This window comes from Candidatus Diapherotrites archaeon, assembly GCA_016205145.1.
Classification (GTDB): Archaea; Iainarchaeota; Iainarchaeia; order Iainarchaeales; family JACQJH01; genus JACQJH01.
In genome coordinates, this window is sequence record JACQJH010000001.1 from 1 (window position 1) to 23,752 (window position 23,752).

The 23,752-nt window shown below is 50.9% G+C and carries 33 protein-coding genes; 24 read left to right on the forward strand and 9 right to left on the reverse strand.

What is annotated here, in order from left to right; all coding sequences use genetic code 11:
• The first annotated feature begins 690 nt into the window (after window positions 1–690).
• Window positions 691–975 carry a hypothetical protein gene (locus tag HY394_00005; protein ID MBI4052400.1) on the forward strand — a complete coding sequence of 95 codons (285 nt, stop codon included), beginning with the start codon at window positions 691–693 and terminating at the stop codon, window positions 973–975.
• Window positions 976–1,005: 30 nt separating this feature from the next.
• On the opposite strand, the gene HY394_00010 is transcribed toward HY394_00005, so the two are convergent.
• The 3 genes from HY394_00010 to HY394_00020 all read right to left on the reverse strand — a co-directional run bounded on the left by HY394_00010 (window position 1,006) and on the right by HY394_00020 (window position 3,131).
• The gene (locus HY394_00010) at window positions 1,006–1,563 is read right to left on the reverse strand and encodes a hypothetical protein (GenBank protein ID MBI4052401.1); all 558 of its coding nucleotides are present in this window, start codon (window positions 1,561–1,563) and stop codon (window positions 1,006–1,008) included.
• Window positions 1,564–1,685: 122 nt separating this feature from the next.
• Window positions 1,686–1,976 (reverse strand): PRC-barrel domain-containing protein, encoded by a 291-nt coding sequence (locus HY394_00015; GenBank protein ID MBI4052402.1) that lies wholly within the window; start codon window positions 1,974–1,976, stop codon window positions 1,686–1,688.
• Between the two features lie 219 nt (window positions 1,977–2,195).
• Complete coding sequence (locus HY394_00020) at window positions 2,196–3,131, reverse strand: tyrosine-type recombinase/integrase (GenBank protein ID MBI4052403.1); 936 nt, start codon at window positions 3,129–3,131, stop codon at window positions 2,196–2,198.
• A 156-nt stretch (window positions 3,132–3,287) separates the two neighbouring features.
• On the opposite strand from HY394_00020, the gene HY394_00025 reads away from it, so the two are divergent.
• Together HY394_00025 and HY394_00030 are read left to right on the forward strand one after the other, a co-directional pair.
• The gene (locus HY394_00025; GenBank protein ID MBI4052404.1) at window positions 3,288–3,521 is read left to right on the forward strand and encodes a hypothetical protein; all 234 of its coding nucleotides are present in this window, start codon (window positions 3,288–3,290) and stop codon (window positions 3,519–3,521) included.
• A gap of 139 nt (window positions 3,522–3,660) precedes the next feature.
• Window positions 3,661–3,822 (forward strand): hypothetical protein, encoded by a 162-nt coding sequence (locus tag HY394_00030; protein MBI4052405.1) that lies wholly within the window; start codon window positions 3,661–3,663, stop codon window positions 3,820–3,822.
• Window positions 3,823–3,981: 159 nt separating this feature from the next.
• Here the strand turns inward: HY394_00030 and HY394_00035 are convergent, their stop codons facing one another.
• Entirely contained in the window at window positions 3,982–4,266 is a 285-nt protein-coding gene (locus HY394_00035; GenBank protein MBI4052406.1) for a hypothetical protein, read from the reverse strand.
• Between the two features lie 172 nt (window positions 4,267–4,438).
• On the opposite strand from HY394_00035, the gene HY394_00040 reads away from it, so the two are divergent.
• Window positions 4,439–5,194, forward strand: coding sequence for a TrmB family transcriptional regulator (locus HY394_00040; protein MBI4052407.1), 756 nt, complete (start codon window positions 4,439–4,441; stop codon window positions 5,192–5,194).
• Between the two features lie 332 nt (window positions 5,195–5,526).
• Window positions 5,527–7,194 carry a glutamate--tRNA ligase gene (locus HY394_00045; GenBank protein ID MBI4052408.1) on the forward strand — a complete coding sequence of 556 codons (1,668 nt, stop codon included), beginning with the start codon at window positions 5,527–5,529 and terminating at the stop codon, window positions 7,192–7,194.
• A 14-nt stretch (window positions 7,195–7,208) separates the two neighbouring features.
• On the opposite strand, the gene HY394_00050 is transcribed toward HY394_00045, so the two are convergent.
• On the reverse strand, window positions 7,209–7,715 hold the full coding sequence (locus tag HY394_00050; GenBank protein MBI4052409.1) for a hypothetical protein: 507 nt from the start codon (window positions 7,713–7,715) through the stop codon (window positions 7,209–7,211).
• Between the two features lie 265 nt (window positions 7,716–7,980).
• On the opposite strand from HY394_00050, the gene HY394_00055 reads away from it, so the two are divergent.
• The 15 genes from HY394_00055 to HY394_00125 are packed head-to-tail and all read left to right on the forward strand — an operon-like array spanning window position 7,981 to window position 16,716.
• Window positions 7,981–8,355 carry a 50S ribosomal protein L7ae gene (locus HY394_00055; protein MBI4052410.1) on the forward strand — a complete coding sequence of 125 codons (375 nt, stop codon included), beginning with the start codon at window positions 7,981–7,983 and terminating at the stop codon, window positions 8,353–8,355.
• 7 nt (window positions 8,356–8,362) lie between these two features.
• The gene (locus tag HY394_00060; protein MBI4052411.1) at window positions 8,363–8,581 is read left to right on the forward strand and encodes a 30S ribosomal protein S28e; all 219 of its coding nucleotides are present in this window, start codon (window positions 8,363–8,365) and stop codon (window positions 8,579–8,581) included.
• Window positions 8,582–8,605: 24 nt separating this feature from the next.
• Window positions 8,606–8,971 carry a hypothetical protein gene (locus tag HY394_00065; protein ID MBI4052412.1) on the forward strand — a complete coding sequence of 122 codons (366 nt, stop codon included), beginning with the start codon at window positions 8,606–8,608 and terminating at the stop codon, window positions 8,969–8,971.
• A gap of 13 nt (window positions 8,972–8,984) precedes the next feature.
• Window positions 8,985–9,458, forward strand: a complete 474-nt coding sequence (gene ndk / locus HY394_00070; protein ID MBI4052413.1) for a nucleoside-diphosphate kinase — start codon at window positions 8,985–8,987, stop codon at window positions 9,456–9,458.
• Window positions 9,427–9,915: a dUTP diphosphatase gene (gene dut / locus HY394_00075; protein MBI4052414.1), complete on the forward strand. Its 489-nt coding sequence runs from the start codon at window positions 9,427–9,429 to the stop codon at window positions 9,913–9,915. Before ndk ends, dut begins: the two co-directional genes overlap by 32 nt.
• A 24-nt stretch (window positions 9,916–9,939) precedes the next feature.
• Entirely contained in the window at window positions 9,940–11,724 is a 1,785-nt protein-coding gene (gene infB / locus HY394_00080) for a translation initiation factor IF-2 (GenBank protein ID MBI4052415.1), read from the forward strand.
• On the forward strand, window positions 11,721–12,206 hold the full coding sequence (locus HY394_00085; protein ID MBI4052416.1) for a 30S ribosomal protein S6e: 486 nt from the start codon (window positions 11,721–11,723) through the stop codon (window positions 12,204–12,206). The genes infB and HY394_00085 overlap by 4 nt, the downstream gene beginning before the upstream one ends.
• A 51-nt stretch (window positions 12,207–12,257) precedes the next feature.
• Window positions 12,258–13,640 carry a translation initiation factor IF-2 subunit gamma gene (locus HY394_00090; protein MBI4052417.1) on the forward strand — a complete coding sequence of 461 codons (1,383 nt, stop codon included), beginning with the start codon at window positions 12,258–12,260 and terminating at the stop codon, window positions 13,638–13,640.
• Window positions 13,624–14,025, forward strand: a complete 402-nt coding sequence (locus HY394_00095; protein ID MBI4052418.1) for a hypothetical protein — start codon at window positions 13,624–13,626, stop codon at window positions 14,023–14,025. Before HY394_00090 ends, HY394_00095 begins: the two co-directional genes overlap by 17 nt.
• Before the next feature lie 10 nt (window positions 14,026–14,035).
• Window positions 14,036–14,653 (forward strand): DNA-directed RNA polymerase, encoded by a 618-nt coding sequence (locus HY394_00100; protein MBI4052419.1) that lies wholly within the window; start codon window positions 14,036–14,038, stop codon window positions 14,651–14,653.
• 24 nt (window positions 14,654–14,677) lie between these two features.
• Complete coding sequence (locus HY394_00105; protein MBI4052420.1) at window positions 14,678–14,872, forward strand: DNA-directed RNA polymerase, subunit E''; 195 nt, start codon at window positions 14,678–14,680, stop codon at window positions 14,870–14,872.
• A gap of 8 nt (window positions 14,873–14,880) precedes the next feature.
• Entirely contained in the window at window positions 14,881–15,261 is a 381-nt protein-coding gene (locus tag HY394_00110; GenBank protein ID MBI4052421.1) for a 30S ribosomal protein S24e, read from the forward strand.
• Between the two features lie 20 nt (window positions 15,262–15,281).
• Entirely contained in the window at window positions 15,282–15,503 is a 222-nt protein-coding gene (locus tag HY394_00115) for a 30S ribosomal protein S27ae (GenBank protein MBI4052422.1), read from the forward strand.
• Between the two features lie 41 nt (window positions 15,504–15,544).
• Window positions 15,545–16,102, forward strand: coding sequence for a CPBP family intramembrane metalloprotease (locus HY394_00120; protein ID MBI4052423.1), 558 nt, complete (start codon window positions 15,545–15,547; stop codon window positions 16,100–16,102).
• On the forward strand, window positions 16,099–16,716 hold the full coding sequence (locus HY394_00125) for a threonylcarbamoyl-AMP synthase (GenBank protein ID MBI4052424.1): 618 nt from the start codon (window positions 16,099–16,101) through the stop codon (window positions 16,714–16,716). The genes HY394_00120 and HY394_00125 overlap by 4 nt, the downstream gene beginning before the upstream one ends.
• On the opposite strand, the gene HY394_00130 is transcribed toward HY394_00125, so the two are convergent.
• Complete coding sequence (locus HY394_00130; protein MBI4052425.1) at window positions 16,708–17,253, reverse strand: M50 family metallopeptidase; 546 nt, start codon at window positions 17,251–17,253, stop codon at window positions 16,708–16,710. The two genes, HY394_00125 and HY394_00130, sit on opposite strands and share 9 nt — an antisense overlap.
• A gap of 68 nt (window positions 17,254–17,321) precedes the next feature.
• Here HY394_00130 and HY394_00135 point away from each other — a divergent pair, with 68 nt between their 5' ends.
• A complete protein-coding gene (locus HY394_00135) occupies window positions 17,322–18,314 on the forward strand; it encodes a bifunctional N(6)-L-threonylcarbamoyladenine synthase/serine/threonine protein kinase (GenBank protein MBI4052426.1) in 993 nt (330 codons plus the stop codon).
• Between the two features lie 30 nt (window positions 18,315–18,344).
• Here the strand turns inward: HY394_00135 and HY394_00140 are convergent, their stop codons facing one another.
• Entirely contained in the window at window positions 18,345–18,914 is a 570-nt protein-coding gene (locus HY394_00140; GenBank protein ID MBI4052427.1) for a hypothetical protein, read from the reverse strand.
• A 268-nt stretch (window positions 18,915–19,182) separates the two neighbouring features.
• On the opposite strand from HY394_00140, the gene HY394_00145 reads away from it, so the two are divergent.
• On the forward strand, window positions 19,183–19,836 hold the full coding sequence (locus tag HY394_00145; GenBank protein ID MBI4052428.1) for a hypothetical protein: 654 nt from the start codon (window positions 19,183–19,185) through the stop codon (window positions 19,834–19,836).
• Here HY394_00145 and HY394_00150 read toward each other — a convergent pair.
• Together HY394_00150 and HY394_00155 are read right to left on the reverse strand one after the other, a co-directional pair.
• Entirely contained in the window at window positions 19,833–20,360 is a 528-nt protein-coding gene (locus HY394_00150) for a M50 family metallopeptidase (GenBank protein MBI4052429.1), read from the reverse strand. The genes HY394_00145 and HY394_00150 overlap by 4 nt on opposite strands.
• 72 nt (window positions 20,361–20,432) lie before the next feature.
• Window positions 20,433–20,864: a winged helix-turn-helix transcriptional regulator gene (locus HY394_00155; protein ID MBI4052430.1), complete on the reverse strand. Its 432-nt coding sequence runs from the start codon at window positions 20,862–20,864 to the stop codon at window positions 20,433–20,435.
• Between the two features lie 87 nt (window positions 20,865–20,951).
• Between HY394_00155 and HY394_00160 the strand changes: the two genes are divergently transcribed.
• Both HY394_00160 and dnaK read left to right on the forward strand, forming a co-directional pair.
• Window positions 20,952–21,635: a nucleotide exchange factor GrpE gene (locus HY394_00160; protein ID MBI4052431.1), complete on the forward strand. Its 684-nt coding sequence runs from the start codon at window positions 20,952–20,954 to the stop codon at window positions 21,633–21,635.
• 175 nt (window positions 21,636–21,810) lie between these two features.
• On the forward strand, window positions 21,811–23,718 hold the full coding sequence (gene dnaK, locus HY394_00165) for a molecular chaperone DnaK (GenBank protein MBI4052432.1): 1,908 nt from the start codon (window positions 21,811–21,813) through the stop codon (window positions 23,716–23,718).
• The last annotated feature ends 34 nt before the right edge of the window (window positions 23,719–23,752 follow it).

A 23,752-nucleotide genomic window follows, 5' to 3' on the forward strand; every position in this document is an offset into this window, starting at 1 on the left:
GGGTGGGGCAGCCAGGAGTGCCCGTCGGGCTCATAACCCGAAGGTCGAAGGTTCAAATCCTTCCCCCGCTAAAAAAATAAAACACTATTTCTTTAAAACCCACAGAACCAAGCCTTAAAAAAACACAAAAAGGCAAAAAGAACCGGAAAGCTTCCACACTACACCGATTAGACCTAAAAAAAGCGGCATCTAATAAAAAAAGATCACAAACTTTTGCACCTAAAACTTAGGACCGCTTTTAGCCGGGCCCAAAAGCCAAGCAACCGCCCTCACCCAGGCTCACAAATACACGCCACCCACGAGAACCATAACAAAAAAACCAGGCGGCAAAAAACCCGGCAAAAAGCAAAAAAACAATGCCTCACAAAAGGCGGGAATGTTGGCATATGATCGTCCCACCTAAAAGGAGCCTGGACAAAACAAAAATGACCCATATAACAAGGCTCAAAAAACCACTTTAAAGCGAAAAAAGGACAAACAAAACAAAAATAAGTAATTACAAGTAATTTTAGTAAAGGCGTGTTATTATAGTAAAATATTTAAGTAATTACGGCAAATATAATAATCATGGTTTTAGGATTCCTTATAAAAATTTTGGAAAGACTGCGCGGCCCCCCCACCGGCACGGCAAAAATTTATCCCGCAGCGGAACGCCAGGAGGAAATCCGTTCTGTTTGGGACCACCTGAAATTGGTTGAAAACACCCAGGCGTTCCACCTCGCCAGCGTTATAGGTTTTGATGAGTGGGTTGATATGGAAGAGATCCGAAGGCGGGTCGTTGCACTTTTCGGGATAGAATACAAAAATGAGAAAAGCCTCTATCCTTATCTCAAAACCCTTTCAGACATAGGGCTTTTTGAGTCGACAAGCGCCGGGGGAAGGAGAAAATGGCGCAAAAAAGACCTCATTATCATAATAAAGACAAAAAAAGACGAAGAAAAGGCAAAAGAAATCTATCAGAAAATAACAGCCTGAAAAAAAGCAAGATTGGGGTTTAAAAGAAAATCAGGGTGTTTTGGCCGCCGTATAAAAGGATTTTAGGCGCTCTGATTTTGGGTAAAGCTCCTTAAACCAAACATTACCCGTGAGCTTTCTTGCTGTTTCCACTGCAATAGTTTTTATGGCTGGGTCGCCGGAACCAACCAAGGCAGATTCGACTCTGGCTGGGGTGTCGCCTGAAAGAATTTTGGTCCGGTCTAGCAGTGCCTCAAGCGCGGAAACCGCCTCTTTTTCGCTTACGTCTTTCTCGTTAAGGTAGTAAACCGCTTTCCAATCCCCTTTTGTTTGCCATTTGTGGGTCGGGTTTTTGCCTGTTTTGAAAAAATCTGTGAGTTCCTGAAACGCGTCAGGCGGGATTATGACACAGCTTTTGCCGGCGCGGATAAAAGGAAATTTTGACAGAACGCCTTCGCGGTGGTATTGGTAGTTTTTGCCGTTTGATTTGAAAACCGCCTGGGTGTAGCCGTAGATCGCCCGGAAGAGTTTTTGGTAGGTATAAGAGGAGTGTTTTGTGTTTTCGGGAAGAATGAATTTGTATTGGATGAAATAACCTTTAACGCCCATGGGCCCCACACTTCCACTATTTAATATAATTAAGTATTTGAAAGCATTATGTATATATTTATAATGTCAATTTATCGGCTGATAACGAACAATATAAACATAACTCTTTGTTTTTTGTTCTTTTAGCGGCGATGCCTGGCTGGCGGGGCTTCCACACTCTCGTCTTCCGAGACGTCTTTTCCCACACCAACAAGAACTATGTCTTTTGCTGATTTGACGTTCCTGTACGGCACGCTCTTTTCCGAAATGATCCTTTTTGCGTCCTGCTTGGATTTTGCCCTCAGCGGCTCGGTTGTGATGGTCTCAACCCTGCCTTTCTCCAGGTTTATCACAAGGTCGTAAACCTTGCCCTTATACTCTGACGTTGTGGTGTAAATGTCCATACCAAACAACTTTGAAAGCCTGACTGTCATGAAATATCCCTCCCCTATTAAGCGTATTATAGAATGGAATTTAAATATTTAAATCTATCTCACCTGCCGCCAAGCGGCTTGTTTGGGGTTGGTTTGCCGGGCCGGCCCACGGGCCGGTGTCCAAGATTTTGTGTTTTTACTTCTGCTGCCGCCGGCGGTTGCCCCCGGCCCGTGGTTTGGGTGAACGCAATAGTGGAAGTGCCGCCCCGCCGGCCGGTTTTATTTTATTTTTATTTTGTCCAGCGGGCTCTCGACTTTTTTCAGCTGGTCCGTTGAAACCGCGGTGTAAATCTGTGTCGTGCTGAGGTTTGAATGGCCGAGAAGTTCCTGTATTTTCCTGATGTTTTCCCCCCCTTCAAGGAGGTGCGTGGCAAAGCTGTGCCGCAGTGAATGCGGCGTCACCTTTTTCTGTATGCCTGCGCGGCCGGCTGCTTTTTTTACTATTCTTTGCACTGTGTCGGTTGACAGCGGCTTTGAATTGCTTTTTTTCGAGAACATGAATTCGGACGGGATCTTTTTTCCTTCCAGGTATTTTTTTGCTTTTTTGCACCAGTCCTTTGACAGGATTATGACCCGGTCCTTGTTGCCTTTCCCGCCTTTTACTCTGGCCATCTTTTCTGCAAGGTCAAGGTCGGCAACCTTCATTTTCACGCATTCGCTTACCCTGACCCCGGAAGAGTAAAGCAGTTCCACTATCAGGCGGTTGCGCTTTTTTTTGATCGCTTTTATAAGGGCTATTACTTCCGGCACGGAAAGCGTTGTCGGCAGATGCTTTGCCTTTTTCGGCCGCTTTATTTCATCCACTATCCCCATTTTCAGGTATTCCTTGAAGAAGAACCTCAATGAGGCCAGCACCAAGGCAAGCGTGGCGTTGCCCGCGTTGCCTTTTTCCTTTTTGTGCGCGAGAAACGAGACAACGTCTTCTCGGCTGCAGGTTTCGGGTTTTTTTTTCACAAACGCAAGGAATTCCTTAACGTACATCGTGTAGGTTTCCATGGTCTTCTTGCTGTAACCGGTTATGAGTAGTTCCTGCCGGAAACGCTCAGCGGTTTTTGCCATGTCCTGTTCAGTGCCGCCCCCCGCCTTGCCTTGCTCTGCCGCCGGCTCCCCCCCGGTTTTTCCTAGGCCGCCTGTACGGGCAGTTTGTTGCGGCATATTGTTTTGCCCCTGCCGGGAGCCGGTTTTTTCCTGCATAACAGAATCTGGCTTTTTTCGCTTTTATATTTATGGCTTGCCGGCTGGTTCGGCTTGCCGGGGCCATTTTTAGGATAAATTTAAATCCTTTTTACCTTCAATATTGTTTTCATGGCAATGCGCAAACCCCGCCCGGATGGAAAGATCGAGAATGCCGACGATAAGGCCTGGAAACAGTGGTTTTCCGAGATTCCGGACAAGGAGCACGACGATTACCTTAAACAGCTCGGTTTGGATGAAGAGGACATGAAAGAGTGGCACGAGCACAAACCGGCTGAGAAGATTCTTGACTCCGGCGAACCCGTTGCGGAGCCGCCCCGCCAACCTGGAAAAAAGAAGGGAAAAACTTAGTTTCCGTTTGCGGTATTCGTACCATATGCCTTTTTAAACTCCGCAAGCACCATTAAGTATAGTGGCAATTGATCCTTTGAAAATCTCTTTCTCTTAGTTTCTTTGGGTTTTGGTTTTTAAAGTTTCAAGGTGGGATTTGATGTATCTGGACAAAGTCGATGAAAAACTCAGGCAGGAACTTCTTCAAGAAGAATTCAAGATGAGGAAAAAGCAGCCTCAGGCTTGGACGAAAACAAAGTACAGGCGCTTTGCGAATTTCGGAAGGAACAGGCCGAAAGAATCTGTTGCGGCGGTCGTTTAAGGCCCCGCGTTCCCTATTTTTTGCGCTTTTCGTAAAAAAGGTCTCCTTTTCAGGCTAGCGATGGCTATTTTGGATTAATCTGGCTTGGCTGCTTTCATCGGGCGGCAGCTGGGCCGGCAGGCCTGCAGTTTGGTTGTCCGGCATGGCTGGTGTTTTGCCTTAAACCTTTGAAATCGTGCCCATTCTGCCTGTGCCGAGCTGCATTTTGCCCTTGTATTCCGAGACCCAGCCGTTTTCGATTTTGACTTTGTCGCCTTCCTCGAATGTGTCGGTCTGTTCGTTCCACAAGGTCAGGCTGATTTCGCCGGTTTCGTCCTTGGCTGCGCAATTGCAGACTTTGCCGGAGCCCCTGTCCGAGGCGAAATCCCTTGACTCGCCTTTTGAGACGATTTCAAGGGTTATTTCCGGTACTGCGCTTTTTGGTTTGAGTTCATTGACTTTCAAAAAACCACCGCTTTTTTTATAGGTTTGGCACCGAAACAATTTAAACTGCAATGCAACAAAAACAACTTAACTTAATGAATTAACTGTAATGGGTAAATTTATATATTCTTGGGGCATAATTATTTATTGTAGTTAACTTATTTATTTAGAACAATTACTTGCCGTGGTTTTGATGTCGGAAGCTGATGTTAACAGCCTTTTTCTTGAGCTTGGGTTGACGGAATACGAGTCCAAAACGCTTTCCACCATCCTGAAACTTAAGGAAGCCGAGGCGCCTGACATCAGCAGGCTTGCGCAGGTTCCGAAGACCCGCGTCTATGACGTTTTGGACAAGCTTATCAGGCGCGGCCTGATAATCGAGATTTCCGGCAGGCCCAAGAAATACCGCGGCATAGACCCCTCCGAATCAGTGAACCTTTTGCTTAACGAGAAGAAAGCCGGTTTGAAGGCATTGGAGTCGAAGGCAAACGGTGTAAAACAGCTTTTTTTGTCCGCAGGCCAGGGCATTGCAACCGCCGAAGAGAAGGTCCTCAAAGTGAAGGACAAATCCGATTTTGAAAGGATTCTTGCGCAGGAGCTTGAAAGCGCGGAGTCAAGCGTTGTCGGTTTCACTGCTTTGGAATCAGAGTCCTCTGTGCTGGCGAACGCGCTTGAGAAGGCGAAGAACAAGAACGTCACAATCCGGCTGGTCAACCACGCGCCAACGGACGCAATCAAAAAGCATGCCAGGGACATCGGCCTGAACGTCAGGCATTCCAACCACGGCCTCACCGCATTTGTTGTTGACGACAAGAAAGTCGTGCTTGCATTGAGCGACACCGAGAAAAGCCCGGAATACCATTTTGCAATCTGGTCCGACAACAAGGCAATGGCTTCCATGCTGCAGGGCTATTTCGACAAGCACTGGGATGCCGGAAAGCCCATTTAAATTCTGCCAACCGCGCAAACCAACTTAAAAACACGCCAAAGCGCAAACGCCCGAAGATACACACAAATTCTTGGACGACCGGTTTCGTCCGGCTCGCCGTCACGTCCGGCGGGTACGTGCGCTATCTTCGATAGCGCTGCCTCGCTTTGCTCGGAACGGCTGGTTTGACGACGGGTACTTCGCAAAATCCAAGATTTTACGACGTGCCCAGAATCTTCGGATTCTGGAGCATTGCTGTTGCAATACCCAGCTACCTTCTTTTCGCTTCGATTCTTTCATTGCCCACCTGCATTTTTTAATAGTTAGGCGCACTAATTGGTTTTGTTGGTTTTATGTCCCTTGACGAAGACGCTTTCCGTTATGCGGTCAAGAACGCTTTTTTGCATGGCGGAAAAGCCGACATCGGCGCGGTTGTCGGCAAGCTGAAAGCCCTGCACGCCGCGGCCGGCATGAAGGAGATTGTCGCGTCGGCGCAGGCCGCAGTGAAAAAAACCAATTCCCTTTCATTGCAGGAAATCGAAGGCGATTTCAGGAAGTTTGCTGCTGAAGGCTACGAGCTGAAACCGCCTGAAAAAGTTGAGGGCTTGAAGCCGCTGGCATGGGCTGAAGGCGAGAACGCGGAAAAGGTTGTAACGCGTTTTGCCCCGAATCCCAATGGCCCGTTTCATTTGGGCAATGCACGTGCCGCTATTCTGAGCCACGATTATGCGCGCAAATATGGCGGGGAATTTTTCCTGCGGTTTGATGACACCGACCCGAAAGTGAAAAAGCCTGTCGCCAATGCCGAGCAGTTGTTCCGCACCGACCTGGAGTGGCTGGGCTGTTTTCCGGACAAGGTTTTTTTCGCTTCCGACAGGCTGGAAATCTACTATTCTCTCATGCGCAAAATAATCGGCATGGGAAAGGCGTATGTCTGCCTTTGCGATGTTGAAAAGTGGCGCGAACTCACGGAAAACAAAAAAGCGTGCCCCTGCCGCGGAAAGCCTGAAACCGAACAGCTTGCGTTGTTTGAAAAAATGCTTTCAAATGATTTGAAGGAAGGCCAGGCGGTCTTGCGCATCAAAACCGATCTGGAGCATCCTGACCCGAGCACGCGTGACTGGTGGGCAGCCAAAATCGTTGACCGGCCTGAGCACCCGAATCCGAATGTTAAGGGAAAGTTTGTCTGGCCAAGCTACAATTTTGCTTCCGCGGTCGACGACCACGAGCTTGGAGTTTCGCTCATCATCAGGGGCCAGGAGCACGCGCAGAACCAGACCAAGCAGGAATTCCTGTACAAATATTTTGGCTGGAAGTATCCGCATTCAATCCATTTCGGCAGGGTCAAATTGGAAGGCATGGTTTTGAGTACCTCGAAAATCAAAGCGGGCATTGAAGCGGGCGAATATTCGGGCTGGGATGACCCGCGGCTTGGCACGATCCAGGCCCTGCGCAGGAGAGGCTTTTTGCCTGAAACCCTGCGCAAGGCAATCATTTTCATTGGCTCGAACCAGAATGACACGACAATCAGTTCCGATGCCCTGGCTTCATGGAACCGCGAATCATTGCAGTCCGCGCCAGGTTTTGTTTTCATCCAGGACCCGGTCAGGCTTGAAGTCAAATTCTGTCCTGCAACCGAGGCCGAGCTTGACAATGAAACGGTTTCCCTGGATGAGGGTTCGCAGTCTTTTTTTGTTTCGAAAAAAGAGCTTGAAAAAGCCGGCCCTGCAGGAGTTTTCCGCCTGAAAAAGGCGTTCAACGCAAAGCTGGAAACGATTGAGGAATTTTCAGCCGGGGCGAAGTTTGCCGGAACCCACAGGCTTGAGCCGGTTGTTTCATGGCTTTTGGTGGGCGCTGACATTGAAGTTCTGATGCCCGACAATTCAAAGGTTGTCGGCCTGGTCAACGAAAAAATTTTGTCGCAGAAAATAGGTTCGGTTGTACTGCTTGAAAGGTTCGGCTTTGTCAGGCTTGATTCCGAAAAGAATGCGCGCCTGCAGGCAGTGTTCTCGCACAAGTGATGCCGGGGTTTTCCTTAAGTTGTCCGTTTTCTATGTGCCGGGTCAATAGTGCCCCTGAGTTCCGGCATGCGTGCCGCAAAGATTTCATTTGCACTGCCCCTAATCCACTGGTCGGTTGACAGGGTCCGTTTGACTGCCGTTAGGGCATTGACGTGCAGGGATCTTCTTTCCGTGCCGGGCGCCCCGGGGTTTCCAACGGGCCTGCCGTTTTTGTCCGTCACTAAAATGTGCACATATCGGGTGTGGTCTTCCCCGAGGATTTTGCTGATTGGCGGGCCGAGGTCGTATATGACCTGGCCAGTGCGCGGGTCAACCCTTCGGCCGTCTTTATATGACATTGAACTGAGACCTTCGGAGTCGACCGGAATGGCTTTGATATAATAAACCGGATTGCGCTTCTCGGCTTTCGCCCGCCTTTCGGCGGCTATCCGCCTTGCTTCGCCGGGCTTTACCAGCCTTCTTCCGGCCGCTTTTTGCGGCCGCCTTGTTTCTCCGGGGCCTGAAGTCATTCGCAGTGGCATGCTTTACTCTTTCTCTATTCTGATTATTAAGTTTTTCTCCGGTTTTGGTTATTGCAAGCCGTTCTAGGCAAAGCCGCAACCAAAATTGTTAATGCGATGGCACGCGCGGCATCCTCCGACAGGCGTGTGCCGCAAAGTTCCGCGTGCGCGGGCAGGCCGCTTGGGCGGAATCGGCTTTTTAAGCTTTTTTGTCGCAGAGTATGTCAATCGATTCAATTCGAATTTTCGCCGATGAGGATGACGGCCGTTTTTGGCCTGAGGAGGTGTGCTTGTGGCTGAATTCGTGAAGTTTGACGTTCCAAAGGAAATTGCTGAAAAACAGCTTGACGTTGTTGACAAGGCAAAGAAGAAGGGGAAAATCCGCGTTGGTGTCAACGAGGTCACAAAGGCGGTTGAGAGGGGCAAGGCAAAGCTTGTTCTGATTGCCAAGGATGTTTCGCCGCCTGAAATTGTCATGCACCTTCCGATAATCTGTTCTGAAAAGGATGTCGCGTTCTCTTTTGTTGAAACCAAGAAGGAATTGGGGGAGAAGGCGGGCATTGCGGTCGGCACTTCCGCTGTTGTTGTCCTGGACGAGGGCGACGCCAAGAAGGAGCTTGCCGACATCACTGTAAAGCTGAAGGAGCTTGCCAAGGCGTGATGTTTTTATGGCTGAAGACGAGAGCGGAACGCCTGCCGAAGTGGTTGAGGTCATAAAGCGCACCGGCGTGCATGGTGAGATCCTGCAGGTCATGTGCAAGATCCTTTCCGGCCCCGACCAGGGCAGGATAAAGCGAAGGAATGTGAAGGGCGTCTGCCAGAAGGGCGATGTGGTCATTTTGCTTAATACTGAGCGTGAAGCCAAGGAAATCAAGACTAAGAAGTAAAATTGTCCGGGGTTTGATTGTTTTATGCCAAAATGCGCTTTTTGCGGTTCGGAACTTTTGCCCGGCACTGGCGTGCTTTACGTGAAGAAGGACGGCGAATTCCATTATTTTAACGGTTCGAAGTGCATGAAGAACTATTTGAAGCTGAGGCGCAACCCGCGCCATGTTCCGTGGACCGCGGAATTCAAGAGGCTCAAGTCAGGTATTTCCGCCACTGCAGCTGCAAAGGCGGAGGCAAAGCCCGGGGCCCCAGTCCCTGTTACGGAAAAGCCCGAGCCGGGTTCCTTGTCAAAGCGCAAGGAGAAGCTGAACGCCAGGCATGCCGCGAAAAAGGCTAAGAAGGGGAAGCTTGCGGCGAAGAAGGCGTCCAAAAAAGCGAAAGGTGAATGAAGTGACTGGTGGCATGGAGAGAACGCTTGTCATTGTGAAGCCTGATGCCGTCAACCGCAGTCTTGTGGGCGAAATCCTTTCGCGTTTTGAGCGCAAGGGCTTGAAGATTGTTGCAATGAAAATGGAGCATCTGGCGCCTTACAAGCTGAAAGAGCATTACGCACAGCACAAGGACAAGGAGTTTTACGAGGAGCTCATAAAGTACATGTCCTCGATTCCCTCGATTGTCATTGTCTTTGAGGGCAAGGAAGTTGTCGACGTTGTCCGTAGGATGATTGGCGGCACTTTCGGCAGGGAAGCCCAGCCCGGAACAATCAGGGGCGACTATTCCGTGAGCAACCAGACGAACCTTGTCCATGCCTCCGAGAACAACGAGAAGGCGAAAGAGGAAATCGCAAGGTTTTTTTCCGAGCAGGAACTATACGATTATCGCAAGATGAACTTTGACTGGATTTATGCCAGGAACGAGAAAGGGCAGCAGCAGTGACTGTTTGCCTTTGCGGGCGGTTTGCTTGGATGTTGCAATTGAAAAGGTTTCCCCTGATGCAAAGTTGCCTTCGCTTTCCCATCACGGCGATGCAGGCTATGACCTTTACGCCAACGAAACCTTAGAGGTTTTGCCCGGCAGCATTGCCCTTGTCGCGACCGGCTTGAAGCTTGCAATCCCCGTCGGTTTTGAATGCCAGGTCAGGCCGAAAAGCGGCCTTGCCCTGAATCATGGCATCACTTTGCTTAACACCCCGGGCACGATTGACGCGGGCTACCGCGGCGAAGTCAAGGTCATTCTGATCAATCTTGGCAAGAATTCTTTTCTTGTCGAGAAGGGCAAAAAGATTGCCCAGCTTGTTTTCAACAAAATCGAGTCCGCTGATTTTAAGCTGGTCGAAAAGCTTGATGAGACCGTGCGGGGCGACGGCGGTTTCGGTTCCACGGGCCTTGTCTGAAAAGAAATTTTGAAGGTGTTTTTTTTGATCCGCAAACCGATTATCACTGTTCTCGGTCATGTCGACCACGGGAAAACAAAAATTTTGGATGCCATCCGCGGCACGGCCGTGGCGGAGAAGGAGGCGGGGCAGATTACCCAGCATATCGGCGCAACCGAAGTGCCAATTAACGTGATTGACAAGATTTCCGGTTCCCTGCTCAAAAAGTTCGGTTTTTCGCTTTCAATTCCCGGCTTGCTTTTCATTGACACGCCCGGCCATGAGGCTTTCACGAATTTGAGAAAGCGCGGCGGCTCGATTTCGGACCTTGCTGTTCTCGTGGTTGACATTACCCAGGGTTTCCAGCCGCAGACGCTTGAAGCCATTGACATTTTGCGCTCGTATAAGACGCCGTTCATTCTTGCCGCGAACAAGGTCGACCTTTTGCACGGCTATCAGAGTTCGGGCAGTGATTTTTCCTCGAATTTTGCCTTGCAGCCTAAATCCGTGCAGGACCTTGTTGACACGAAGGTTTACGAAATCGTAGGAAAACTTTTCGAGCGCGGCTTCCAGGCCGAGCGCTTTGACAGGTGCACGGATTTTTCAAAGCAGGTTCCGATCGTTCCCCTGTCGGCGAAGACCGGAGAGGGTTTGCCGGAATTGCTGATGCTTTTGTCGGGCTTAAGCCAGAAGTTTTTGAAGGACAGGCTTGAGATTTCGGAAACCGAAAAGGCGAAGGCGACTGTTTTGGAGGTCAAGGAGGAACGCGGCCTGGGAAAGACTGTTGACGTTATTCTTTACGAGGGCAGTGTTTCAGTCGGCGACGAGATTGCCGTGGCGGGGCGCAACGGCATAATCCGCGCCAGGATAAGGGCTTTGCTTGAGCCGAAGCCTTTGGAGGAAATCCGCGACCCCAAGGAAAAGTTCAGGTCGGTCAGGCAGGTTTTTGCGGCTTCGGGCGTGAAGATTGCCGCGCCCGGCCTGGATGATGTTTTGGCTGGTTCGCCGCTCGTGGTTGTTGACGGCAATGGCAATAGCGATGATTTGCAGTTGTCCGCGCTTTCCGAGGAGGTTTCATCGCTCACTTTTTCCAGGGCCGGGAACGGCGTGATTGTGAAAGCCGACACTCTCGGTTCGCTTGAAGCGCTCATAAAACTGCTTGACCTTAAGGGCGTTCCGGTCAAGAAAGCCGACATCGGCGATGTTTCAAAGAAGGATTTGGTTGAGTGCGTTTCGGCTTTGGCTGCGGCGGGGAAGGATGCTTTCGAGTGCGTGATTTTCGCTTTTCACGTCAAAGTGCCGGATGACCTCGAATTTGAGGCCCAAAAGCTTGGGGTCAAAATTTTTAAAAGCAACATAATATATAAGTTGATTGAGAGCCATGAATCGTGGCTTCTGGAAGAGCGCGAAAGGCGCAAGAAGGAGAAGCTTTCTTCCCTTGTTTTTCCGGCGAAAATCGAGGTTTTGCCGAACCTTGTTTTCAGGAACTGCAAGCCCGCAATAGTGGGTGTGAGGGTTTTGGAGGGAAAGCTTTGCCAGGGCGTTTCCCTTTTGAACGCCGGCATGGTTGTCGGCAGGGTGCAGGCAATCCAGTCCGAGGGCAAAACCCTTTCAGAGGCGAAGAAAGGCGATGAAGTGGCTGTCTCGATTGACGGCGCTTTTGTCGGAAAAAATCTTAATGAGGGCGACACCTTGTTGTCGTTCATTCCTTTGCGGCAGTTTGCCGAACTGGAATCATTGGCAGGCGTTTTTTCCGATGGTGAAAAAGAGTTGCTAGAGGAAATAAAGGCAGTGGTTGTTTCAATGCAGGATTCGGAGGCGAGTGCATGAATGTGGTGATTTCTGACCCGAAGACGGGCAGGGCTTATTCGAAAAAAGTCGAGGGCACGGTTTTCGAGAACAGGAAAATCGGCGAACAGGTAGATTTGTCTGAGCTGGGCTTGCCCGGCTTCAAGGCTACGATTGCGGGCGGAAGCGACAAGCAGGGCTTTCCAATGAGGTCAAACCTTTCCACTGCCGGCCGCAAAAAGGTTTTTGTTTCGGGTGGCGTTGGTTTCAAGCCTTTGGTGAAAGGCGAGCGCAGGCGCAAGACAATGCGCGGCAATACAGTGAGCGCGGAAACAAGCCAGTTGAATGTTTTTGTCACGTCTTATGGTTCAGTGAACCTTGACGAGGCTCTCGGCAAGGCAGCGGGAGCGGGCGGAAAGGAGGAAGAGCTGTCCGCGAAGGAGCGCGCAGTCAAGCAGTCGCTTGAAATGGCGGGCAAGGGCGACCTCAGTTCCAAGGACATCAAGGGCAAGGTGAAGCGCTGAGCCCTTTTTCATTTCTTTCTTTTCTTTCATTATTTTTGAGGTATGGTTTTGATGTCAGTGAAAAAAAAGCCTTTGTTGAAAAAGCCTTCGGAGAAGAAGCCGGCCGTTGCGGAAGCCCAGCCTGAAAAGCCGAAGGATGCCAAGGCAGTGCATGCGAAGGCCGAAGCATTGAAGGCAGCCGCAAAGCCTTTGGCTTCCGATGTTTCCTCAAAGCCTAAGGATGCAAAACCCAAACAGGCTTTTGCCGAGCAGGCCGTCGTCAACATCGGCATGGTCGGCCATGTCGACCATGGCAAGACGACTTTGACTTCCAAGCTTACGGGCAAGTGGACTGACACGCATTCAGAGGAACTGAAGCGCGGCATTTCAATCAGGCTCGGCTATGCCGATGCGGTGTTTTACAGGTGTCCGGAGTGCAAGGGGTCGGAAGCGTTCGGCTCCAGTCCCGTCTGCCAGAACTGCAATTCAACTGCGCAGAAACTCCGTAAAGTTTCATTTGTCGACGCGCCCGGCCATGAGACTCTGATGACCACGATGCTTTCCGGCGCCGCGCTCATGCAGGGCGCTGTTCTTGTGATTGCCGCGAACGAGCCATGCCCCCAGCCGCGCACGGTCGAGCACCTGATGGCTTTGAAGATTGCCGGCATTGAAAGCATTGTCGTGGCGCAGAACAAGGCAGACCTTGTTTCAAGGGAGCAGGCTTTGGCGCATTACACTGCGATAAAAAAGTTTTTGCAGGAGAACGGCTTTGCCGGTTCGCCCGTCATTCCGACTTCCGCGAATTTCGGCGTCAATGTGGATTTGCTGATCGAGGCAATCGAAGAATGCATCAAGACTCCGTCCTTCGATTCGGGCAAGCCCGTCAAGCTTTTTTGCGCGCGCTCTTTTGACATCAACAAGCCCGGCACCAAAATCCATGACCTCAAGGGCGGCGTTCTGGGCGGTTCGGTGATGCAGGGCACGCTTCGCCTGAACGACCAAATTGAAATCAGCCCCGGCCTGGAATCCAAGCCGATTCTCACTTCTGTTGTGAGCCTCGGGGTTTCCGGCGGCGCCCTGGAAGAAGCGCGTCCAGGCGGCCTGATTGCAATCGGCACAACCCTTGATCCGAGCATTACGCAGAACGACAGCATGCGCGGCCAGGTTGTTTCAAAGCCGGGTTCCATGCCTTCGCCCACAACTTCTTTGAGGCTGAATGTTGTTCCGCTTGAAAGGCTTTTGGTTGACGGCTCGCATGGAGTCAAGGTCAATGACCTGGTTGTCATAACCGTGGGCACAATGACCGCGGTCGGCAATGTTGTGAAGGAGAACAAAAAGAGTTTTTTTGACGTTGCATTGAAGAACGAGGTTGTAATAGAGCCGGGCCAGAAGGTTGCCATCAGCAAGCGCGAGTCCGGCCAGTGGAGGCTTGTCGCTTATGGCATCAGCGGATAGCCGGAAAACGGTCGCCTTCGACTCGAATATCCTGCTGCTTGCGGCGCGCGACAAAATTGATGTTTTCGCATTGGTGGAAAACCGTTTCGGCGCTGTTTCATTCGTTGTGCCGGAGCAGGTTTTATCCGAGCTTTCATTGCTGGCGGAAAAGAAAAAGGCTTTGGCGCGCGAGTTCGCGGTTGTGAAAAAAATGTTGGAAGCAAACGATTGCAGGGCAGTTCCGGTTCAGGCCGGGAATGCCGATGACGCGCTTTTCGCGCTTTCAAAGGATTGCCTGGTGTTTTCGTCGGACAGGCTGCTTGGAAAAAGAATAAAAAACGATAACGGGGCGATTATTTACTTACGCAAAAAAAGGCTTTTGGAATCAGCGGGTTTGCCGGAGTGAGGTTGAGAAAATGTATGCGTTGTGCAGGATAAGGGACACTGTCAGGGTGCCTCCAAAGGATTTTTCGGGAAAGCTTGATCTTTCCGTGCTGAAAATGGTGCAGGAAGAATATGAGGGCATTGTCGACGAGGACCTCGGCGTTGTTGTCGCTGTCACTGGCGCTTCCGACATTGGCGAGGGCAAGGTCGTGCCGGGCGACGGCGCAGCGTATTACGATGCCACCCTGGACCTGCTTGTCTACAAGCCTGTTTTGCAGGAAGTCGTCGAGGGCGAGGTTTCTGAAATAACCGAGTTCGGCGCGTTTGTCAGAGTGGGGCCTATTGAAGGTTTAGTGCACGTTTCGCAGGTGATGGATGATTTCATCAATTACGATCCCAAGAGCACTTCGTTTGTCGGCAAGAAGACCGGCAGGAAGCTTTCAAAGGAAGAGTCTGTGCTTGCACGGGTCGTTACGGCAAGCCTGAAGGGCAATGTCTCCAATTCCAAGATGGGTTTGACAATGAGGCAGCCGCATCTGGGCAAGGAAGAGTGGGCCAAGGCCGACGAAAAGGCGAGGAAGAAAAAGGAATCCGAGCCGCCGAAAATTGCTTCCAAGGGAAAGCCCAAGGATGCCAAGCAGTCAAGGTGAATTTTCTTTCAAAGGGGGTTTTTTATGAGCAAGGAAAAGGCCTGCAGGAACTGCAGAATGGTTGTCGAGGACTCCAAGGTTTGCCCGAATTGCAACGGCAATGCCTTCACGACTTTCTGGAGGGGTTATTCCATGATAATCAATCCGGAGCAGAGCGAGATCGCCAAAAAGGTGGGCACGCAAAAGGTCGGCAAGTTTGCATTAAGGTTGAGCAGGTGAAATTGGTTATGAAAGTTGAAATTTCGGGCAGGGAAAAAAACGACCTGTTCTCAAGGGAAGAGGTTTCGTTTGTCGTGAAGGATGCGAAAGTGACGCCGTCGAAAAAGGAATTGCGTGAAAAGCTTTCCGCTTTGACAAACGCCAATCCGGAAGCAGTGGTAATCGGCAGGGTTGTCACTGGTTTCGGCTCCACAGCAGTTTCCGGCACTGCGAAAATCTACAAGGACGCAGCGGCAATGAAAAAAGCCGAACCGAAATTCCTGTTGGAGCGCAATTTCGGCAAGCAAAGCGCTGACGCTTCCGCAAAGCCGGGCGAAAAAGCAGAGGAAGCCAAGGCCGAGCCGGCTGCAAAGCCAAAGCCCGAAAAGAAGGCAGATGCAAAGAAATGATTTGTTTTTGGTGATGTTTGATGGGAAAGAAGAAAAAGAAGTCTACTGAAAGAAAGGGCAAGAAGCCCAAGAAAAAGCATGCGAAAAGGCTGAAGTCCGCGGCTTACAAGGTCGAGGGCTCAAAGATTTCGCGCAAAAAGGACTGCCCTAAATGCGGTGCCGGCATCTTTTTGGCCGAGCACAAGGACAGGCTTTCATGCGGCAAGTGCTCTTACACGGAATGGAAGCAGGCTGCCAAGTGAAAGGCAGCCATTATTAATTTTTTTTCCTCAGGATTCTTTTGATGCCTGACCCGCTTTTTTTCGCGCTTGACCTTTCACTAGTCCTGCTGCCATACGCGTTCATCTGCGCTTCAAAGAAACTGAATCCATTCCGCATGGATTCAGTGAAGGCTTTTCTTGCGGACCTTCGCCTGAAACCGGAAATTTCAAAAAAAGCGTTTTTCCAGGCGCTTTTTCTTGCGCTTGCATTGCTGCTGTTTTCTTCCGCGCTTTCGTTCGGCCTTGAAATGGCGGGCCTGAACGACCTTGAAAAAGTTGACGATGCCATAAGCGGCATTTCATCGCGCCCGTTTTTTCTTGCATACGTCCTGCTCGTCGCGGTGCCCGCCGAGGAGATTTTTTTTCGGGGCTTTCTTGTGAAACGCACCGGCGCAGTCATGTCGTCAGTTTTGTTCGGCCTGGCGCACATTGGTTTCGGCTCCATGGCAGAGATTCTCGGCGCTTTTGTCCTCGGCCTTGTCCTCGCAAAGGCGTTTGAAAGGAACCAAAACCTTTTTCCCAACATTTTTGCCCACATGCTTTACAATGCCGGAGTGGTTTTGCTCGCGGTGATTGCTTGAAAACGAAAACAATTGTCCTCTCGGAAAAAAATTTTCCCTCCGCTGTTGAAGCCGCATGCAGTGTTTTGCGCAAAGGCGGGCTTGTGGTCTATCCGACCGAAACATGCTATGGCCTGGGCTGCATTGCAACGGACGGGAAAGCCGTTGCAAAGGTTTTTGCGGCAAAAAGGCGCGGCCCGGAAAAAGCGCTTTCCATAATCGTCTCCGGCGTTCCGATGGCAGAAAAGTTTGCAGTTCTCGATGGCTGTTCAATGCGCCTCGCCAAAAAATTTTTTCCCGGCCCTCTGACGCTTGTCACGGAAAAGACTCAAGCGGTTCCGGATGTTCTGAGCAAAGATGGCATCGCATTCAGGGTTTCATCGAACAGGTTTGCGTGCGCGGTTGTTGAAGCCCTGGGCGCGCCCATTGTGAGTTCGAGCGCGAACTTCGAGGACGAACCGGAAATTTATTCCGGGAACGCTGTGGCAAAAAAGTTTTCGGGCACCGCCGATTTGGTTGTCAATGCGGGCGTTCTTGAAAAAAATGTTCCTTCGACGATTTTTGACTGCCGAGCAAAGATGATACTGCGCGAGGGCGCGATTTCCGCAAAAGAGGTTTTCCGCGCCTTATCCTAAAAAGAATGCGAAGATTCCTGCGGCAAACAGGAATTTCAGGACTTCTGAGTTGTGGAAAATTTTGAGCGTCCAAACCAGCGCAATCGTGGGAACGAACACTATCACGGCATAAACAGTCCAGAACGCCTTTGTTATCGCGCCTGTCCTCGCATTCATTTTCCTGTCAAACGACCTCGAAAGGCTGTTGTACGCGTTTTCCGCGTCGTGGTCGCTGGGAAAAGCATAATACAGTGTCGAGAACCCGAGCCACCAGAAAAGGTATTTCATTGCCTGGCTTTGCGCGGTCTGGCTGAAAAGCAGGAACTGCACTCCGAGGAATGCGCCCACAAAAAATGGCGCAATGCTTATCAGCACCGCAGCCAGGGTCGACCTTGGCCGCTCATGTACGACATACGCCGGGCCCTGCAGGCTGAACAGTTTTACCCTGTAAACCCTCACTCCTGCGAGCAGTGAAAAAACGTAGTGGCCCAGCTCGTGGATTATCACGCCCGGAAAAAGCAAAAACCAGAACACGCGCAGACTCTGCATTATGGGCATTTTCGTATCATACCACTTCTAGTCTAATCTTTAAAAAAAGGTTTTTGCAGCAGATTCTTCCGGTTTACATGATTTGTTTGGGAATAGAAAGCACCGCCCATACCTTTTCGGTCGGCATTGTCTCGGATGACAACGCAAAATGCAACATTCTGGCGAACGAAAAAAGCGCTTTCACCGCAAAGGAAGGGGGCATCCATCCCGCCAAGGCGGCGGAGCACCATTTTGAAAACGCGCACGGCGTTTTCCTTCGCGCCCTGAAGAATGCAGGCATCCGCGAAAGCGAAATAGACGTTGTTTCTTTTGCGCAGGGTCCAGGCCTCGGCCCGTGCCTTCGCGTCGGCGCGATTGCCGCAAGGACGCTTTCATTGAAACTCGGCAAACCATTGGTCGGAGTCAACCATTGCGTTGCCCACGTCGAAATCGCAAAAGCCCTTACCGGAGCAAAGGACCCGATAACGGTTTATTCTTCGGGCGCGAACACCCAGATTATCGGCTACGAGAACAAACGCTATAGGGTTTACGGCGAAACCCTTGACATTGGCATAGGAAACGCATTGGATTCTTTCGGCAGGGCGCTCGGCCTGGGCTTTCCCGCAGGCCCGGTCCTGGACAAAATGTATTTTGAGGCGATGCGGGAAGCTTTTGTCGAACTGCCGTATTCGGTCAAGGGCATGGACCTTGTCTTTTCCGGCCTTGTCACTGCGGCGGAGCAGAAAATCGGAAAGGTTCCGGAAAAGGCTCTGGCTTATTCTTTCATGCACACTGCCTGCGCAATGCTTTGCGAGGTTGCGGAAAGGGCCTTGGCTCACACGGAAAAAAAAGAACTGATGATGACGGGGGGAGTTGCTGCAAGCAGGGCCTTGCGTGAAATGCTCGGCAGGATGTGCGAAGCCCGCGGCGCAAAACTGTTTGTTCCGGACTGGCAGGTGTGCGTGGACAACGGTGCAATGATTGCATGGCAGGGTTTGCTTGAATTCAAAGCGGGAAACAGGACAAAAATTTCCGACAGCCGCGTGAACCAGAAATTCCGCACCGACGATGTTGAGGTCAACTGGATTTAATTGGATTGCCGCATTTGCATTTTTGCAGGCTTATTTTCTTCCGTGGTGCCTGATCCTGAATTCTTTTGTGTGGCTGTACGAATAGCATAACAATGCCAGAATCAGCGCGAACAGCGCCGCGTTGAAGACCGTGTCGAACGGCGGAAAAACCCCGAACCTGCGCCATTGGATTATCTGCCATTCCGGGTCGAGATAGGCGGCAATAGAAATTGCTATGATTGAAACGAACGCGATTTCCACCAGGAACAAGGCAATGAACCTGATGTCGTCCTTTGCGCCTTTCAGCTTTGCCTTTGCGTTGTGCCTGAAAATGCTCGGCAGAAGCCTGAATTCCGCATGCGTTCTGGGATACCTTGCCCTGACAGTGAGATGCACTATTGCCATGAATGCGATTATCGCGAACAGGAAAACGTACAATGCAGGGTCTTCCTGCAATGCAATGCTGAACGAGCCGGCCGTGACTTTCAGTGCCAAAATCTTGTAAATGATGTAAAACATCAGGAACATCATGGTTGTCTGCATCAGCAGCAGCATGATGGGCGAAACCCTGACATTCTCGAAGCCGAAAAAGCCTTTCACCCTGGTTTTAAGCGAAGCCATGCATATCAGTTGGCTTTTTTGGTTAAAAAAGGTTTTGGCAAGCCGTCTCGTCCGGCTGGTACGAACTAAGGCGTGTCCCTGCCGTGACACGCCGAGTGAGCATATCCGTATTTAGTGGCTTGTAAAGGAGAGTACTCCATCCAGCGCGGACTCGCTTGGCCGAGCGCAGGATTTTATTCTTCCGCAGCATTGTCTTTTGTTAATGCGCAGAGATTCCGCGGTTGTGCCTGCAACAAGACAGCATAAAGGGGCAGTTCCAGAGCGTCGGTTGTCTACAAAGGAGCTGGCACTGCGGCAGACGAGATTACGATTGCGCCGTGCCAGGGAAGTCCGGCACAGCACTGAACGCGGCGCTTTTGTAAAGAAATTCAAGAATTTTGTAGGGCGCGCAGAACACCGCATAGCCGGTGGGCGCATAGCTCTCCTCGGCTTCGGCTCAGATAACGATCTTGCGCAAAAAGGCGCAGTGGCCATTTCATTCGGGCGTGACATTCTCGGGGTTGCGCGCATCCGTTTTTCTGAGCCGGACCGGCTTGGCCGGGTCGCGGTTTTGATTGACGAGTTCCAGGGCGAAGGCGGCTCACGCGAAGCACAGAGGCAAAATTTCCGGCAAAAGAACGGCGCGCCTTGGAATGTTGTTTTAGTGCGGTCGATTATTGATGCCGCGTATAATGCCGGCTTCAACCGCGTGCTGTTGCAGGACCCGAAAACAATCGAAGGCTATGAATTTCCGGTTCCCGCCCAAGGTGTTGACCTCTTTGAAGACGCTCCCGCATTATTTTTACCCCAAGCGCAAGCCGAGGTCAGGACCCGGATGGAAAAACTCTACAATTGGACAAAAAGAGACTGCGATTTCTCCGGCGAGGACTGGCTTGAGGTTGGCGGCAAAAAACGGCATTACTGGGTCAGGGAATTTCCTTAAATCGCGCCCGCCGCGCCGAGCAAGCAGGCAACCCAGATTATGCGCGTGAATCCGAATTTTCCGATGAAAAGCATTACCGCCGCCGCAACCGAGAGCGGCGCGAACACGAAGGGAAAAGTTGCAATCCACAAAATTTTTGTCGCAACGCTTTTTTCCTTCTGCCTTGCTTTTTTCGCGTAAAACGAGAACACGCTTTCGAACGCGTTTTTCGCGTCCTGTCCGCTTGGAAACGAGTGGTATGCAAGCGAGATTGCGAGCCAGAAAAAAAGCACCGATGCAAGCACTGAATTCTGCACCAGCGCAAAAGCCGTTTTTGCGAGCAAAAAGCTCACGATGTTTCCGAGCAGGAACGGGGCAAGGCTTATTACAACGCTTTGCCAGGCATTCGGCTTTTCGTGCTCGACAAAGGCTTCATCTCCAAGCAGTTTGACCCGGAAGACCCTGACCCCGAACAGGAGGCATGCCAGCAAATGCGATATTTCGTGGAAAATTACTCCCAAAAAAAGCAGCCGGTTTCCGAGCAAGTTTTGTACACCTGAAAATGCAAAAAAATTCCTGAAAAAAATGCTTTGGGGTTTTCCGGGTTCGGCTTTTTTTTATTCGTCTTCAAAGCCTATGCCGAATTCCCGGTCGATGCGTTTTGCCGTTTCTTCCATTCTTTTGAAAATGCGTTCGATGTCTTCCTGGATTTCCTGTATCGTGCGGTACATTGACCTGCTTCTTGCAAGGTAAAAGCGTCCGTCTTTCACGACCAGGCCTGAGCGCATGAGGTTGTTCAGGTGGTTGATTGCCGCGCCCCTGCTCATTCCGACTTTTTCCGCAACCCGGGTTGAGGTCAAAGGCTTTCCTTTCTCGGTTGCAATGACAATTTCGCGGAAAATCTGCGCCGCGCCGGAATCGCTTTGCGCTTCCATTGGCAGGAAGCCGAAAGAATTGCACAGCCAGTTGAATTCGTGGTCGAAGTCTGAAGAGAACGGCTGTTCGACTTTTCTGATGACTATCTTGAAAGAGGCTTTTCTTGCCTGCATACCAAAACTGTCAGCATAAACAAATTTAAATGTTTTGTTCAAGAATTCCATTAATTGTCCATATTTTTTGGACAAATAGGTGATTTTTTGTCTTCGCACAAGCCAAAGGATGAACGGGGAAGCAATGCAGCCGGCGTCAATGGCGAACCAGCCAAAGGGCATGGCAGTGCGGATTTTGCAAAGCTGAAGGGGCTTGAGCAGAAGCTTGAAAAATCGGAGGCGGATGCCGCGGAGTTCAAGGCAGACCTGCAGAGATTGCAGGCGGATTTCGAGAATTTCAGGAAGCGGTGCGAGAGGGAAAAAATTGAAACTGCGTTGCACGCGAATGCAGGCCTGCTCCAGGATTTTTTGCCATTGCTGGATTCGCTGAATGCAGCCTTGTCGGCAAAACAGCTTTCGACCGAGGAGAAAAAAGGCATTGCCTTGGTGAAAGGGCAATTTGAGGAAATTTTGAAAAAGGAGGGCGTTTCTGAAATTCCGGCCCAGGGAAAGCATTTTGATTCGGGCGTGCACGAATGCCTTTTGCGCGAAAGCGTTCCGGCGAAGGCTGACGGCATTGTGCTTGAGGAACTGCAGAAAGGCTATCTTTTCAGGAACAGGGTTTTGAGGCATGCGAAAGTAAAGGTGAATGTTTTGGAAAATGCGGAAGATGATGCAGTTGACAATGCGGACGAAGGCGCTGGCCCGCGGAGCGCGGAAAGCGAAGTTGTTGGCGGCAAAAGCTGCAAAGGTGACGACGTCAAAGGCAGGGTTGGCGGCAAAAGCGTTTAGGCGTTTTTATTTTGAATGATCGTTGTGGTGTTTTTATGGTTGACGAAAAACAGGTTTTGGCAAATTTGGCGGTGAGGAAGGATGTTTTGCACGCCTTTGAGGAGGCGGCAAAGCACCCTGAACCGGAAGTTTCAAGGAAAATGTTTTTTGCATCTTGAAAAGAGGGTGATACGACATGGCGAAAACTATCGGCATTGATTTGGGAACTTCAAACAGCGCTGCAGCTGTCCTGGAAGCGGGCAAGCCCCGCATTATTCCGAGCGCGGAAGGCGCTTCCCTTTACGGAAAGGCTTTCCCTTCAGTTGTTGCTTTTACAAGGGACGGCCAGGTCCTTGTAGGCGAGCCTGCGAAAAGGCAGGCTGTCTCCAATCCGGAGCGCACCATTACCGCAGCGAAAAGGAAAATGGGAACAGATTTCAAGTATAAAATCGGGGGGAAAGATTATACTCCGCAGCAGATTTCGGCTTTCATTCTGCAGAAAATAAAAAAGGATGCTGAAGAGTTTTTGGGCGACAAGGTTGAAAAAGCAGTAATCACTGTTCCGGCTTATTTTGACGACAACCAGCGCCAGGCCACAAAGGATGCGGGAAAAATCGCGGGCCTGGACGTCATAAGAATTGTCAATGAGCCCACAGCCGCTGCACTGGCTTTCGGCGTCGACAAGAAGGGCGTTGACCAGAAAATCTTGGTCTTTGATTTCGGCGGCGGAACCCTTGATGTTACTATCATGGAGTTCGGCGACGGGGTCTTTGAAGTGAAGTCCACTTCCGGCGACACCCAGCTTGGCGGCACTGACATGGACAAGGTGCTTGTCGATTTTATCGTTTCAGAATTCAAGAAGGAGCAGGGCGTTGACCTTTCCAGGGACAGCGTTGCAATGCAGCGCCTGAAGGAAGCGGCGGAGAAGGCAAAGATCGAGCTTTCAACCGTTGTCGAAACCGACATCAATCTGCCGTACATTACCGCTGACTCGACCGGCCCCAAGCATTTGGCGATGAAGGTTTCGCGCTCGAAGCTTGAACAGCTTGTCGAACCGATCATAAAGAAATGCGAGAAGCCCGTCCAGCAGGCAATGGCTGACGCAAAGCTTACGCCGGCGGACATTGCCCGGATCATTCTTGTCGGCGGCCCGACCAGGATGCCGGTTGTACAGAAGTTTGTCGAAAAAATCGTGGGCTCGAAAGTCGAGCGCGGAATCGATCCAATGGAATGCGTTGCAATGGGCGCAGCTGTCCAGGCAGGCGTGCTTTCCGGCGAAGTCAAGGACGTGCTTTTGCTGGACGTTACTCCATTGTCGTTGGGCATTGAAACCCTTGGCGGCGTATTCACCAGGCTCATAGAGCGAAACACAACCATTCCGACCAAGAAGAGCCAGGTGTTCAGCACTGCCGCGGACAACCAGCCCGCAGTCGACATTCTTGTCCTGCAAGGCGAAAGGCAGATGGCAAGGGACAACAAGACTCTCGGGAGATTCCAGCTTGTCGGAATTCCCCCCGCGCCCAGGGGAATTCCACAAATCGAGGTTTCGTTTGACATTGACGCGAATGGCATTGTCAACGCGAAAGCAAAGGATCTCGGAACCGGCAAGGAGCAGAGCATAAAGATTGTCGCGTCGCAGAAGCTTTCCGAAGCGGAAATCGAGAAGATGCGCAAGGAAGCGGAAGCGCATGCGGAAGAGGACAAAAAGCGCAGGGAAGAAGTTGAAATAGTCAACAATGCGGATGCGCTTGCCTATTCCACGGAAAAAACCCTTGGCGAGCTGAAGGGCAAGGTTTCCGAGGAAAAAGCGAAGCCCGTTGCCGAGAAAGCCGAAGCACTCAAACAGCTGCTTTCAGCCGAGCCAAGGGATTTTGCGCAAATCAAGGCGAAGTCCGAGGAGCTGAGCGCGGAAATCCAGAAAATCGGGGCCGAGCTTTACTCGCAGGCGCAAAAGCGCGGCGAAGAGCAAGGCGACGGAAGCGGCCAAGCCGGCCACGGCCACAAGCACAAAAGCGGAGGCCATGGAAATGGCGGCGCAGGTTCCGGCGACGGCGATGACAAGGTTGTCGACGCGGATTTTGAGGAAAAGAAAAAGGGCGAATGAACTCCTTTTTTCAAACCTTCCTCTTTTTTCTTTT

What these genes read in the sequence shown, in the direction of transcription:
- HY394_00010 (MBI4052401.1), bottom strand. Translation starts at nt 1,563, where the DNA reads ATGGGCGTTAAAGGTTATTTCATCCAATACAAATTCATTCTTCCCGAA.
- HY394_00015 (MBI4052402.1), bottom strand. Translation starts at nt 1,976, where the DNA reads ATGACAGTCAGGCTTTCAAAGTTGTTTGGTATGGACATTTACACCACA.
- HY394_00020 (MBI4052403.1), bottom strand. Translation starts at nt 3,131, where the DNA reads ATGCCGCAACAAACTGCCCGTACAGGCGGCCTAGGAAAAACCGGGGGG.
- HY394_00025 (MBI4052404.1), top strand. Translation starts at nt 3,288, where the DNA reads ATGCGCAAACCCCGCCCGGATGGAAAGATCGAGAATGCCGACGATAAG.
- HY394_00030 (MBI4052405.1), top strand. Translation starts at nt 3,661, where the DNA reads ATGTATCTGGACAAAGTCGATGAAAAACTCAGGCAGGAACTTCTTCAA.
- HY394_00040 (MBI4052407.1), top strand. Translation starts at nt 4,439, where the DNA reads ATGTCGGAAGCTGATGTTAACAGCCTTTTTCTTGAGCTTGGGTTGACG.
- HY394_00045 (MBI4052408.1), top strand. Translation starts at nt 5,527, where the DNA reads ATGTCCCTTGACGAAGACGCTTTCCGTTATGCGGTCAAGAACGCTTTT.
- HY394_00050 (MBI4052409.1), bottom strand. Translation starts at nt 7,715, where the DNA reads ATGCCACTGCGAATGACTTCAGGCCCCGGAGAAACAAGGCGGCCGCAA.
- HY394_00060 (MBI4052411.1), top strand. Translation starts at nt 8,363, where the DNA reads ATGGCTGAAGACGAGAGCGGAACGCCTGCCGAAGTGGTTGAGGTCATA.
- HY394_00065 (MBI4052412.1), top strand. Translation starts at nt 8,606, where the DNA reads ATGCCAAAATGCGCTTTTTGCGGTTCGGAACTTTTGCCCGGCACTGGC.
- ndk (MBI4052413.1), top strand. Translation starts at nt 8,985, where the DNA reads ATGGAGAGAACGCTTGTCATTGTGAAGCCTGATGCCGTCAACCGCAGT.
- dut (MBI4052414.1), top strand. Translation starts at nt 9,427, where the DNA reads ATGCCAGGAACGAGAAAGGGCAGCAGCAGTGACTGTTTGCCTTTGCGG.
- HY394_00085 (MBI4052416.1), top strand. Translation starts at nt 11,721, where the DNA reads ATGAATGTGGTGATTTCTGACCCGAAGACGGGCAGGGCTTATTCGAAA.
- HY394_00090 (MBI4052417.1), top strand. Translation starts at nt 12,258, where the DNA reads ATGTCAGTGAAAAAAAAGCCTTTGTTGAAAAAGCCTTCGGAGAAGAAG.
- HY394_00095 (MBI4052418.1), top strand. Translation starts at nt 13,624, where the DNA reads ATGGCATCAGCGGATAGCCGGAAAACGGTCGCCTTCGACTCGAATATC.
- HY394_00100 (MBI4052419.1), top strand. Translation starts at nt 14,036, where the DNA reads ATGTATGCGTTGTGCAGGATAAGGGACACTGTCAGGGTGCCTCCAAAG.
- HY394_00105 (MBI4052420.1), top strand. Translation starts at nt 14,678, where the DNA reads ATGAGCAAGGAAAAGGCCTGCAGGAACTGCAGAATGGTTGTCGAGGAC.
- HY394_00110 (MBI4052421.1), top strand. Translation starts at nt 14,881, where the DNA reads ATGAAAGTTGAAATTTCGGGCAGGGAAAAAAACGACCTGTTCTCAAGG.
- HY394_00115 (MBI4052422.1), top strand. Translation starts at nt 15,282, where the DNA reads ATGGGAAAGAAGAAAAAGAAGTCTACTGAAAGAAAGGGCAAGAAGCCC.
- HY394_00120 (MBI4052423.1), top strand. Translation starts at nt 15,545, where the DNA reads ATGCCTGACCCGCTTTTTTTCGCGCTTGACCTTTCACTAGTCCTGCTG.
- HY394_00130 (MBI4052425.1), bottom strand. Translation starts at nt 17,253, where the DNA reads ATGCCCATAATGCAGAGTCTGCGCGTGTTCTGGTTTTTGCTTTTTCCG.
- HY394_00135 (MBI4052426.1), top strand. Translation starts at nt 17,322, where the DNA reads ATGATTTGTTTGGGAATAGAAAGCACCGCCCATACCTTTTCGGTCGGC.
- HY394_00140 (MBI4052427.1), bottom strand. Translation starts at nt 18,914, where the DNA reads ATGGCTTCGCTTAAAACCAGGGTGAAAGGCTTTTTCGGCTTCGAGAAT.
- HY394_00155 (MBI4052430.1), bottom strand. Translation starts at nt 20,864, where the DNA reads ATGCAGGCAAGAAAAGCCTCTTTCAAGATAGTCATCAGAAAAGTCGAA.
- dnaK (MBI4052432.1), top strand. Translation starts at nt 21,811, where the DNA reads ATGGCGAAAACTATCGGCATTGATTTGGGAACTTCAAACAGCGCTGCA.